The organism is Massilia sp. Masssp93, from assembly GCF_059491295.1.
Map to the genome: position 1 here is coordinate 1,071,455 of NZ_CP168502.1, position 11,432 is coordinate 1,082,886.

The window sequence follows — 11,432 nt, forward strand, 5'->3', positions numbered from 1 at the left end:
CGAACCATGAAAGCGATGATTCTTGCAGCAGGCAAAGGTACGCGCGTACGTCCGCTGACCTATGACCTGCCGAAACCGATGATCCCCGTGCTGGGCAAGCCCGTGATGGCCTACCTGATCGAGCATTTGCGCAAGCACGGCGTGACCGAGATCATGGTGAACGTCAGCCACCTGCACGAAAAGATCGAGGAATACTTCGGCGAGGGCGAGCAATACGGCGTCCAGATCGGCTATTCCTTCGAAGGCTATACGAAGGAAGACGGCGAAGTCGTCGCGGTGCCGATCGGCTCGGCCGGCGGCATGAAGAAGATCCAGGAATTCGGCGGCTTCTTCGACGACACGACCATCGTCCTGTGCGGCGACGCGCTGATCGACCTCGACCTCAAGGCGGCCCTGGCGGAGCACCGCCGCAAGGGCGCCATGGCCTCCGTCATCACGAAGGAAGTCCCGTGGGACAAGGTGTCGAGCTATGGCGTCGTCGTGACCGACCAGAATGGCCGCATCACCCAGTTCCAGGAAAAGCCGAAGCAGGAAGACGCGCTGTCGAACTTCATCAGCACGGGCATCTACATCTTCGAACCGGAAGTGATCGACCTGATTCCGTCGGGTGTGGAGTTCGACATCGGTTCCCAGCTGTTCCCGCTGCTGGCCGAAAAGGGCATGCCGTTCTATGCCCAGGGCCGGCCGTTCAACTGGCTGGACATCGGCAGCGTGAGCGATTACTGGGAAGTGCTGCAGAACGTGCTGACTGGCGAGGTCAATCATATGGACGTGCCGGGCATCCAGATCGAGCCCGGCCTGTGGACCGGCCTGAACACGAGCATCGACTGGCGGGGCACCACGATCAAGGGTCCCGTCTACATCGGTTCCGGCGTCAAGATCGAGGCCGGCGCGACGATCGTCGGGCCGACCTGGATCGGCCACGGCAGCCATATCTGCGAAGGCGCCGAGGTCGTCCGCAGTGTCCTTTTCGAGTACACTCGCGTGCTGAACGACGTGACTTTGCATGAAATGATCGTGTTCAAGGATTACAGCATCGACCGCGCCGGCGAGATGAAGCACTCGTCCGACTACAGCTCGTCGGAATGGCTGAACGCGCGCGACCGCCGCCGCAGCCGGCGCACGGAACAGGCGGAAGAAACAGACAAGTCATTAGAGAAAGCCAACGCATGAAAATTTACCCAGTCATCCTCTCCGGCGGTGCCGGTACCCGCCTGTGGCCGCTGTCGCGGGCAGTCATGCCCAAGCAGCTGCTGCCGCTGGTGACGGACAAGACGATGCTGCAGGAAACCGCGCTGCGGGTCCGCGGCTGGCCGGGGTTGATGGCGCCGCTGGTGGTGTGCGGCAACGAGCACCGCTTCCTCGTGGCCGAGCAGATGCGCGACATCGGCATCACGCCGCACGGCATCCTGCTCGAGCCGGCGGGGCGCAACACGGCCCCGGCCGTGGCCGCCGCCGCGCAATACCTGCACGCGCAGGACCCGGAGGCCGTGATGCTCGTGCTGCCGGCCGACCACGTGATCGAAAAGAACGACGCATTCCGTATCGCGGTCGAGCGCGCCGCGGCCCAGGTCGGGCAGGGCGCACTGGCCACGTTCGGCATCGTGCCGAGCGGTCCGGAAACGGGCTACGGCTACATCCGCCGCGGCGAGCCGCTGCCGGGCTGCGACGATTGCTACAAGATCGAGCGCTTCGTCGAAAAGCCCGACCGCAACACGGCCGAAGGCTTCGTCGCCGACGGCGGCTTCTACTGGAACAGCGGCATGTTCATGTTCCGCGCCGACCGCTTCCTGGCCGAGATCGAGAAGCACGCGCCGACGATCGCCGAGGCCACCGGTGCCGCCGTGCAGGCCGCGTACAGCGACCTCGACTTCTGCCGCCTGAACGAAGCGGCGTTCGCGGCCAGCCCGTCCGATTCGATCGACTACGCGGTGATGGAACACACGCGCGACGGCATCGTCGTCGCGGCCGACATCGGCTGGAGCGACGTCGGCTCGTGGTCCGCGCTGGCCGACGTGCAGCCCAAGGATGCCGACGGCAACGTGGCGCGCGGCGACGTCTACCTCGACAGCACGACCAACACGCTGGTGCGCGCCGAAAGCCGCATCGTGGCCGTCGTGGGCGTGAAGGACCTCGTCGTCGTGGAAACGAACGATGCCGTGCTCGTGGCGCACAAGGACATGGTCCAGCGCGTCAAGAACGTCGTCGACCACCTCAAGGGCAACGCGCGCACGGAGCACCTGGTCCACACCAAGGTGTACCGTCCGTGGGGCTATTACGAAGGCATCGACGCGGGCGAGCGCTTCCAGGTCAAGCGCATCTGCGTCAAGCCGGGCGAAAAGCTGTCGCTGCAGATGCACCACCACCGCGCCGAACACTGGATCGTCGTGTCGGGCACGGCGCGCGTCACGTGCGGCGACCAGGTGACGCTGCTGGCCGAGAACGAGTCCACGTACATCCCGATCGGCATGACGCACCGCCTGGAAAATCCGGGCAAGCTGCCGCTGCACCTGATCGAGGTGCAATCCGGCAGCTACCTCGGCGAGGACGACATCGTCCGCTTCGAGGACATCTACAAGCGCGCCTGACCTGCTGCGGCTCGCGACGGTCAGGTGTTGATGTGTTTTCCTCTGGTCTACAGTGCGTATGGCCGCGCGCATGCGGCATACAATGCGTCGTCTGTAACCCATCGGGGAAACATCATGAAGATGAAGACGTTCATCGTGGCCGGCGCCCTGGGCGCGGCCATGGCCGGTGTCGGCGGCACGGCGGCGGCCGGCGACATCATCGGCGGCTCTGCTCTGCTGGACGCGAGCAGCCACGCCCAACTCGAACGCTGGCTCGGCGCCGGCGAATTCAACCTCGACAATGTGTACACCCTGCACCCCGGCGATACGTCGGACGCTTTCCACGCGGGGGCGGACGGGAAGGGCGCGACCTTCACCCTGCTCGAAGTGACGAATGCCGCGGGGGCAAGCTTCCTCGTCGGCGGCTACAACCCGCAGAGCTGGGCGTCGGATCAAGGCTGGCACGAGACCCAGCGCGACTGGCAGCGCACGGCCTTCCTGTTCAATATGACCGATCCGGCCGTGTACCGCCAGGTGCTGACGGACTATGTCTTGCCGAGCCAGGGCCTGCGCCAGACGTATAACGAAGTCGGCTACGGCCCCATCTTCGGTTCCGGGCCCGACCTGTTCGTCAACGACGAGTTGACGGCGGCCACGTCGTGGCGCCTGACCTACGGGAATCCGGACGGCGAAGGCAAGAGCATCATCGACGGCAGCCTGCACGGCGAAATCGTGAAGCTGGACGCGATGGAAGTCTTCGCGATCTCGCCCGTGCCCGAGCCCGGTGCCGCGGCCATGCTGCTGGCCGGCCTCGGCGTGCTGGGCGCGGCCATGCGGAGGCGTTCGTAGGGTGGGCACCCCGTGCCCACGCGTGACGCCGGCATATCGCCTACGTGCCCACGCGTGACGCCGGCATATTGCCTACGCGCCCACGCGTGACGCCGGCATATCGCCTACGCGCCCACGCCGCCGGCGCGGCCCGGTTCTAAGCCGCGCTTAAGTTGTTCGCCTTGCAAGCTGTGGCATGATGAGCGGGAGCCTCGAGCTCCCGTTTTTTCAACGCTGCCACTGCCCATGACCCGGATCCCGAGACGCTGCCCGAGACTGTGCCTGCCCCTGCTCGCATGCCTTGCCGCCTTCATCGCGGCGCCGGCCCGCGCCCAATTCGTCGGCGAGTCCCGCCTCCAGCCGGATCAATTGGCCATCGTCATCAATGACGCCGAGCCGAACAGCGTCAGGATCGGCGCGTACTACCGCAAGCGGCGCGGCATTCCGGCGGCCAACGTCGTGCACGTGAGCATTCCCGGCAAGCCGCACGAGATCAGTGCGGAGCGCTTCGAAGCGCTCAAGGACGAGATCGACGCGCACCTTGGCCCGAACGTGCAGGCCGTGCTGATGGTGTGGACGGCGCCGTACAAGGTCGCGTGCAATTCGATCACGGGCGCGTACAGCCTCGGCTTCGACCCCGGCCAATGCGCGAAGACCTGCCTGCCGGGCCGCCCGAGCCCATACTTCAATTCCAGTTCCTCGCGTCCGTACACCGACCTGAACATCCGGATCTCGATGTTGTTGCCGACGGAATCCGTGGAGCGCGCGAAGGCCCTGATCGACCGCGGGGCCGGGGCCGGGTTCCGGATCGTGCCCGCCACCGCCTACTTCCTGACGACGTCGGAAAAGGCGCGGAATTCGCGCGCGGCCTTCTTCCCGCCGCCCGGCCGCATCGCGGCGCGCAGGCTGGTGACGAAGCCCATGCAGGCCGACGTGCTGGAAGGCGCGAAGGACATCATGATCTACGAGACGGGCATGGCCGAGGTCGCCAAACTGGACACCCTCGGCTTCCTGCCCGGTGCGCTGGCCGACCACCTGACGTCGCTGGGCGGCGACCTGCTCGGCGGCGAGCAGATGAGCAGCCTGCGCTGGCTGGAAGCGGGCGCGACCGCGAGCTACGGCACGGTCAGCGAGCCCTGCAACCACTGGCAGAAATTCCCGAATCCGAGCGTGCTGCTCAAGCATTATGTGCAGGGCACCAGCGCGATCGAGGCCTACTGGAAGAGCGTCGCCTGGCCCACCCAGGGCCTGTTCATCGGCGAACCGCTGGCCGCGCCGTACCGCAAGCGTTGATTCAGCCTGGAATTAGTCCGTTCGGACTAATCCGTGGTCATGACGTTGTCAATTTGCGCATTTAATATACATTTGTTAAGTGTTGCACTGACAGATCATTTCCCTATTCCAGGACACCCAATGAAACAACGCGCTCTCCACTCTCTAGGACGCATGACCGTGCTGGCGGCCTTGCTGGCCGGCCTGTCGGCACCCGTGTTCGCCGCGCCCGGCGGCGTCGTCATCAGCCAGGTCTACGGCGGCGGCGGCAACTCCGGCGCCACGTATAAAAACGACTTCATCGAGTTGCTGAACACGGGCGACACCGCCGTCACGCTGAACAACTGGAGCGTGCAATACGCGTCGAGCGCGGGCACGACATGGCAAGTGACGAGGCTGCCGGCCAGCGTGACCCTGGCGGCCGGCCAGTACTACCTCGTGCACGAGGCGGCGGGCAGCGGCGGCACGGATGCGCTGGCGCCGGACACGGCCGGGACCATCGCAATGAGCGCGACGGCCGGCAAGGTTGCGCTCGTCAACACGACGGCGGCGCTGGCGGGCGCCAGGCCGGTCGACAACGTCGTCGACTTCGTCGGCTTCGGCAGCACCGCCAGTTATTACGAAGGCTCCGGCCCGACGGCGGCGCCGTCGAACACGCTGGCCGTGCTGCGCAAGAACAGCGGCTGCCTGGACAGCAACGACAACAGCAGCGATTTCGTCACCGGCGCGGCAAGCCCGCGCACCACGGGCAGCGACCGCGTGTCGTGCAGCGGCGCGCCGCTGCCGCAGCCGATCGTGCTGGCGTGCCCGGGCAGCGTGGGCGTCGACGTCGGCGCCGGCACGACGGCCGCGCTGCAGGCGACCGATGCCGACAGCATCGTCAACAGCGCCGTCATCAGCAAGGGCGCCATCGCCGGGATCAGCCTGGCGGGCTTCATGCCGGCCACTGCCGACAACCGCACGGCCAGCGCCAACCTCGTCGTCGACGCGAGCCTGCCGGCCGGCACGTATCCGGTCGAAATCACGTTCGCCAACGACGCCAGCCAGACCGCCAGCTGCACCGTCAACGTGGCCGTCAGCGGCGTCGTCACGATCCCGCAGATCCAGGGCAGCGGCCTGACGAGCCCGTACGCCAACACCGTGCAGTCGACGACCGGCGTCATCACGAAGAAGCTGGGCAGCGGCTTCTACATCCAGGACCCGCAGGGCGACGGCGACCCGAATACGTCCGACGCGATCTTCGTCTACGGCGCCGCCGCGGCCGCGAACGAGGGCGACCTCGTGCGCGTGACGGGCACCGTGACGGAATACGCGCCGAGCGGTTCCACGCGTTCGTACACGGAACTGAAGGACGTGAGCGCCGTGAGCGTCCTCGGCACCGGCAATACGATCGCCCCCGTCAACATCGACCTGCCTACCGAACTGAGCCACTACGAAGGCATGCTCGTGCGCTTCGTGAACCCGCTGACCGTGAACGGCAACAGCTATCTGGGCGACCGCGGCGAACTGGTGCTGGCCAACGGCCGCCGCGAGACGCCGACCAACCGCTACCGTGCCGGCACGCTTGACGCGGCCGCGCTGATCGCCGCCAACGCGCAAAACATGGTGATCCTGGACGACGGCATCTTCACGGTGCCGGCGCACATCCCTTACCTCGCGGCCGACAAGACCGTGCGCGCGGGCGACACGGTGACGGACCTCGTCGGCGTGCTCGATTTCGGCGCCATCGGCGGTGGCGGCGGCTGGTACAAGCTGCAGCCGACGGACACGCCCGTGTTCAGCCGCACGAATGCGCGCGAGGACGCGCCGGCGGTCGTGGCAGGCAACGTGCGCGTGGCCAGCGCCAACGTCCTGAACTTCTTCACCACGTTCACCGACGGCACCGACGCCTGGGGCCATACGGGGCAGGGTTGCACCATCGGTTCGTCCGCGCCGTCCAAGAGCAACTGCCGCGGCGCCGACAACATGACCGAGTTCGTCCGCCAGCGCGACAAGATCGTCGATGAGCTGAAGGCGATGAACGCCGACGCCGTCGGCCTGATGGAAATCCAGAACAACGGCGACATCACGGTGGGCTATCTCGTCGACGCGCTGAACCAGGCGATCGGCGCGCCGACGCCGACCTATGCGTACGTGGCGAGGCCCGCCGCGACGGGCACCGACGCGATCCGCGTGGCGATGATCTACAAGCCGGCCGTGCTCGAGCCGGTCGGCGGCGCGCTGTCGGACGGCGACGACATCAACAACCGCGCACCGATGGCCCAGACGTTCAAGGTCAAGGCGAACGGCGCGAAGTTCTCGCTGGTCGTGAACCACCTGAAATCGAAGGGCGGCTGCGGCGGCGCCGGTGCCGGCGACACGGACATCGGCGATGGCCAGGGCTGCTGGAACGCCACCCGCATCCAGCAGGCCAGGCGCCTGTTCAACTATTTCATCCCGACCGTCGTGGCGGCCGCGGGCGATCCGGACGTGCTGGCCATGGGCGACTTCAACTCGTACGGCCATGAAGACCCGATCGCATTCCTCACCGATAACGGCATGGTCAACGAACTGGAGCGCTTCGTGCGTCCGAACGGCATCCCGTATTCCTACGTGTTCGACGGCCAGAGCGGCTACCTCGACCACGCGCTGGCCAGCGGCGCCCTCGACCCGCAGGTGGCCGGCGTGACCGAGTGGCACAACAATGCGGACGAGCCCGACGCGATCGATTACAACCTGGGCGACACGGCCGACGACCCGTACGTGAACAATCCGTTCCGCGCCTCGGACCACGATCCGGTCGTCGTGAGCCTGAACCTGGCGCCGGCCTTTACCGACGTGACGGGCAGCGTCAGGATCGTGCCGGGTGCGCTGGGCTACAACCGCGTCACCGGCAAGTTCACGGGCAGCGTGGCCTTCACGAACACGAGCGCCGCCGCGCTCGCCGGACCGCTGCAATACGTGCTGCAGGGCTTGCCGGCCGGCGTCACGCTCGACAACAAGACCGGCGACTTCAACGGCGCACCGTATGTGACCTTGCCGGGCACGGCGCTGGCACCGGGCGCGACTGTGAAGGTGTCGCTCACCTTCACCAACCCGTCGAAAACGAACGTGACGTTCACGTCGACACTGTATTCCGGCACCTTTTGATCGATAGCGAGACCACCATGATGAACTTGAAAAACCTGTTGTCCCGCGCGCTGCTGGCGCTGTCCCTGCTGGCCGGTGCCGCCACCGCCAGCCCGGTCTACCACGTGGCCCTCGACACGGCCGCCGCGAGCGGCGACGGCTATATGCAGATCGACTTCCTGCCGTTCGGCACCAGCGATGTGCTGACGGCGACGATCAGCAACCTCGACGGCGCCTTCACCGGCACGCCCGATCTCGTCAACGTGACGCAAGCGGGCGGCACGCTCACGTTCAAGAGCGATGCGTTCTCGGAATTCTTCCAGAGCATCCTGCTCGGCGGCAAGTTCGGCTTCGACGTGATGTTCGGCGGAACGCCGGCCGACGCCGGCAGCACGGGCCTGACCGTCAGCCTGCTCGACAGCGCCGGCAATTACCTGACGCCCGACCCGGCGGTCCAGATCAGCCTCGTGGCCGGCGAGGCGCCGGCCGTGGTGACCGATCCCGCGTTCGCCACCGTGAACCCGGTGCCGGAACCGGCCGACTGGATGCTCGTCGCCACCGGGTTGATCCTCCTGGGCGCGATGCAGCAACGCCGCCGCACGTAAGGCCGGCGCGTTCGCCCCGTCGTTTCCGGCACTGCCGGAAACGACCTCCCGCGCAGGCGGGAACCCAATGCAACAACGCCGCTGCATTCAGGATCAGCGCCCTCCATCCGTCGTTCCCGCGCAGGCGGGAACCCAAGGCCGCGTGCGGTACTGCCGCGCAAACTTGGGCCCCCGCCGGCGCGGGGGCGACGGTGTGATGACGCCGTGTCTCCCTTCCTCTCCGCCTCGCAGTTCCTCCCGCCGTCCGCCCCGCAGCTCCCCTTTCCGGCGATTTATTCGCCAAACATATGAATTCCAAATAGAAATCATATTGTTCAGCTGACTTTGCTTAGTGCATATTCGATCCTGTTGTCGCCGAGACAAGGATTTATCGATGAGCGCACACGTCCTCGTGGTCGATCCCGACCCCTTCGTTCGCCAGTTGCTGGAACTGAACCTGACCCGTGCCGGCCACCACGTCGGCCTGTGTCCCGACGCCGAGTCGGCCCTCGCCGCGATCGACGAGCGCGTACCCGACATGCTGCTGCTGGAGTGGGACCTGCCCGGCCAGTCGGGCGAGGCGCTGATCCGGCGCCTGCACGCGCAGGCGCGCACGCACGAGATGACGATCATCATGGTGTCCGCGCGGGCAGGGGAGCACGACAAGATCCTGGCCCTCGAATCCGGCGCCGACGACTATCTGACCAAGCCCTTCAATCCGCGCGAACTGCTGGCGCGCATGCAGGCCGTGCTGCGCCGGCGCGCGCCGCATGTGTCGATCGACGCCGTGCAGATGGCGGGCCTGCACCTCGACCCGCACACCCAGCGCGTGGTCGCAGGGACGCGCCAGGTGACGCTGGGACCCGTCGAATTCCGTTTACTAAACTTCCTGATGCACCATCCCGAGCGCGTGCATACACGGTCGCAACTGCTGGACAAGGTCTGGGGCCGCCACGCCGTGCTCGACGAGCGCACCGTCGACGCCCACGTGGGCCGGCTGCGCCACGCACTGCAGCCGAGCGGGCACCAGGAGCACATCGAGACGGTGCGCGGCACCGGCTACCGCTTCGTCGCCTGGCACGGCGCGGCCTGACGTGGAACCCGTCGTCATCCTCAGCCGCCAGGAGCAGGAATACCTGCTGTGCGCCATCGAGTCCGGCTTGCGCGTGGCCAGCCCGCGCCAGTTCTTCCTGTGGACGCAGGGCCAGGTGCAGGCGCTGCTGCCCCACCAGGTGCTCGTCTGCCTCCAGCTGGGGCCCGGCGCTGCGTTGGTCCGGCTGGAATGCGTGCACGGCACGGTGCTGGCCCCGGCCGCGCAACTGGCGTTGACGGACCCGCACGACGGCCTGGCGCTGCGCATCGCGCGCCACTGCACGCAGGGCGGACGGTTGCCGGCGCTGGCCGATTTCGGCACGGCCGCGGGCCAGCCGCTGGAGGGGTTCCGCGACGAGACGAGGAGGATGGGATTCGACAGCGTGCTCGTGCACGGCACGGGGCCGACGAGTGCGGGCGGCAGCGTATTCGTACTGTTCGGCCTGCCGTTGCGGCCGAATCCGCGTCACGCCTATTTCCTGGAACTGCTGCTGCCGCACCTGCACCTGGCGCTGGGCCGCCTGCCGGCATCGCAGTTGCCTGCGGGCGGGGCGCCGGCGCGTCCGCTGAGCGCGCGCGAGGCCGAGATCATCGGCTGGCTGCGGGCGGGGAAGAGTAACGACGAGATGGGGAGGCTGCTGGGGATCAGCGCGCTGACCGTCAAGAACCATTTACAGCGCATCTACCGCACGCTCGGCGTCAGCAACCGGGCGCATGCGCTGGCGCGCTGCATGGATTTACGGCTGCTGGAAGAATGATCCGGCAGCCGCGGGATCAGGACTGCGGCGCGTCGGCCGCGGCGCGGCGCATGGCTTCGTAACGGTAGGCTTCGGCGTTCGCATCGATGATGCGCAGGCCTTTGCAGCCGTCGGCCGCGCAGTCCGGCGCGGGCGAGTTGGCCGTGGCGACCTGGGCGGCGTTGCCGGTCTCGATCATGGCGGCGGTCTGGGTCGGCTGGTCGATCTGGGCGCCACTGCCGCAGGCGGCGAGGAGGGTGGCGAGGCTGAGGCCGAGAGCGGTACGGAGAGCGAAGTTTTTCATGATTGGGGGCAATGTTGCGGTCATCGATGCGCCACTGTAGCGTCCGTTTTTCCGCAACTCAACTTTTTTTTTGTTATTTTCGTGCAAATATTATGGTTTTGAAATATTTTCGTGTGGAAATAAGCGAAGATAAGCGATGATGCGAGGAAATATCCCAGCGGAAACTTTAAATGCAACTGGGAAATGAGTCGCACAAAAACGACGCAGATTTTTCTTCAATTGACGGGAAACCCACAAAGGATTTCACACAGTCAACGGGTTATGCTAGGCGATCCGTCATCTCCATTCCCAAAAGCACGGAACGAACATCCCGATGCTGTTCCGCCCAGCGGAACGCGGTTAGAATTTTGCGAGCAAGAAATCTGTCTGCGGTGTTTCGACCGACGATCGTCCTGCCGGCGAGCGAACGATTCATAAATGATTTGTCGCCATGACGGGGCCATGGTAGCCTTCACGCAAGGCTTTACATTAGAGCAATAAAGGAGTCGGTTGGATGTATCGTGTGCAGAACCAGGACACCGCGGCGCGGGTCCGCCAGGCCGGTTTTACCCTGCTTGAACTTTTGGTAGTTATCGTTATCATCGGTTTGCTTGCGGCCTATGTCGGGCCGAAGTATTTCTCGCAACTGGGCAAGTCCGAGGTCACCGTCGCCAAGGCCCAGGTCGAAGCGTTCGAAAAATCATTGGACACGTTCCGGCTCGACGTGGGCCGCTATCCGACGACGGAAGAGGGCCTGAACGCCCTGCTGACGGCCCCGCCCGCGGCGAGCGGCAAGTGGAGCGGCCCGTACCTGAAGAAGGCCGTCCCGCTCGATCCATGGGGCCATCCCTACCAGTACCGTGCGCCCGGCAGCAAGGGCGAGTACGAGATCATCTCGCTCGGCAAGGACGGCCAGCCGGGCGGTGAAGGCGAGAACGCCGACATCAGCTCCCAGTAAGTC

General features: G+C 66.0%; 10 protein-coding genes. 9 read left to right on the forward strand and 1 reads right to left on the reverse strand.

What is annotated here, in order from left to right; translation table 11 throughout:
* Positions 1 to 6 precede the first annotated feature (6 nt).
* The 8 genes from ACEN9Q_RS04670 to ACEN9Q_RS04705 all read left to right on the forward strand — a co-directional run bounded on the left by ACEN9Q_RS04670 (position 7) and on the right by ACEN9Q_RS04705 (position 10,209).
* Positions 7 to 1,173: a nucleotidyltransferase family protein gene (locus ACEN9Q_RS04670; RefSeq protein WP_056447345.1), complete on the forward strand. Its 1,167-nt coding sequence runs from the start codon at positions 7 to 9 to the stop codon at positions 1,171 to 1,173.
* The gene (locus ACEN9Q_RS04675; RefSeq protein WP_495625721.1) at positions 1,170 to 2,588 is read left to right on the forward strand and encodes a mannose-1-phosphate guanylyltransferase/mannose-6-phosphate isomerase; all 1,419 of its coding nucleotides are present in this window, start codon (positions 1,170 to 1,172) and stop codon (positions 2,586 to 2,588) included. The genes ACEN9Q_RS04670 and ACEN9Q_RS04675 overlap by 4 nt, the downstream gene beginning before the upstream one ends.
* A gap of 114 nt (positions 2,589 to 2,702) precedes the next feature.
* The gene (locus ACEN9Q_RS04680; protein ID WP_495627532.1) at positions 2,703 to 3,416 is read left to right on the forward strand and encodes a PEP_CTERM-anchored TLD domain-containing protein; all 714 of its coding nucleotides are present in this window, start codon (positions 2,703 to 2,705) and stop codon (positions 3,414 to 3,416) included.
* 225 nt (positions 3,417 to 3,641) lie between these two features.
* The gene (locus tag ACEN9Q_RS04685; protein ID WP_495627533.1) at positions 3,642 to 4,688 is read left to right on the forward strand and encodes a TIGR03790 family protein; all 1,047 of its coding nucleotides are present in this window, start codon (positions 3,642 to 3,644) and stop codon (positions 4,686 to 4,688) included.
* 120 nt (positions 4,689 to 4,808) lie between these two features.
* Positions 4,809 to 7,796, forward strand: a complete 2,988-nt coding sequence (locus ACEN9Q_RS04690) for an ExeM/NucH family extracellular endonuclease (protein WP_495627534.1) — start codon at positions 4,809 to 4,811, stop codon at positions 7,794 to 7,796.
* A 17-nt stretch (positions 7,797 to 7,813) separates the two neighbouring features.
* On the forward strand, positions 7,814 to 8,380 hold the full coding sequence (locus tag ACEN9Q_RS04695; RefSeq protein WP_495627535.1) for an NF038129 family PEP-CTERM protein: 567 nt from the start codon (positions 7,814 to 7,816) through the stop codon (positions 8,378 to 8,380).
* Between the two features lie 373 nt (positions 8,381 to 8,753).
* Positions 8,754 to 9,452: a winged helix-turn-helix domain-containing protein gene (locus ACEN9Q_RS04700; protein ID WP_495627536.1), complete on the forward strand. Its 699-nt coding sequence runs from the start codon at positions 8,754 to 8,756 to the stop codon at positions 9,450 to 9,452.
* 1 nt (position 9,453) lies between these two features.
* On the forward strand, positions 9,454 to 10,209 hold the full coding sequence (locus ACEN9Q_RS04705) for a LuxR C-terminal-related transcriptional regulator (RefSeq protein ID WP_495627537.1): 756 nt from the start codon (positions 9,454 to 9,456) through the stop codon (positions 10,207 to 10,209).
* 16 nt (positions 10,210 to 10,225) lie between these two features.
* Here the strand turns inward: ACEN9Q_RS04705 and ACEN9Q_RS04710 are convergent, their stop codons facing one another.
* Positions 10,226 to 10,492, reverse strand: coding sequence for a hypothetical protein (locus ACEN9Q_RS04710; RefSeq protein WP_056447357.1), 267 nt, complete (start codon positions 10,490 to 10,492; stop codon positions 10,226 to 10,228).
* A gap of 493 nt (positions 10,493 to 10,985) precedes the next feature.
* Here ACEN9Q_RS04710 and gspG point away from each other — a divergent pair, with 493 nt between their 5' ends.
* On the forward strand, positions 10,986 to 11,429 hold the full coding sequence (gene gspG / locus ACEN9Q_RS04715; RefSeq protein ID WP_056447359.1) for a type II secretion system major pseudopilin GspG: 444 nt from the start codon (positions 10,986 to 10,988) through the stop codon (positions 11,427 to 11,429).
* Positions 11,430 to 11,432 lie beyond the last annotated feature (3 nt).

Excerpts from the sequence above, each read along its gene's own strand:
- ACEN9Q_RS04670 (WP_056447345.1), top strand. The coding sequence starts at position 7 with ATGAAAGCGATGATTCTTGCAGCAGGCAAAGGTACGCGCGTACGTCCG.
- ACEN9Q_RS04685 (WP_495627533.1), top strand. The coding sequence starts at position 3,642 with ATGACCCGGATCCCGAGACGCTGCCCGAGACTGTGCCTGCCCCTGCTC.
- ACEN9Q_RS04675 (WP_495625721.1), top strand. The coding sequence starts at position 1,170 with ATGAAAATTTACCCAGTCATCCTCTCCGGCGGTGCCGGTACCCGCCTG.
- ACEN9Q_RS04695 (WP_495627535.1), top strand. The coding sequence starts at position 7,814 with ATGATGAACTTGAAAAACCTGTTGTCCCGCGCGCTGCTGGCGCTGTCC.
- gspG (WP_056447359.1), top strand. The coding sequence starts at position 10,986 with ATGTATCGTGTGCAGAACCAGGACACCGCGGCGCGGGTCCGCCAGGCC.
- ACEN9Q_RS04690 (WP_495627534.1), top strand. The coding sequence starts at position 4,809 with ATGAAACAACGCGCTCTCCACTCTCTAGGACGCATGACCGTGCTGGCG.
- ACEN9Q_RS04680 (WP_495627532.1), top strand. The coding sequence starts at position 2,703 with ATGAAGATGAAGACGTTCATCGTGGCCGGCGCCCTGGGCGCGGCCATG.
- ACEN9Q_RS04710 (WP_056447357.1), bottom strand. The coding sequence starts at position 10,492 with ATGAAAAACTTCGCTCTCCGTACCGCTCTCGGCCTCAGCCTCGCCACC.
- ACEN9Q_RS04700 (WP_495627536.1), top strand. The coding sequence starts at position 8,754 with ATGAGCGCACACGTCCTCGTGGTCGATCCCGACCCCTTCGTTCGCCAG.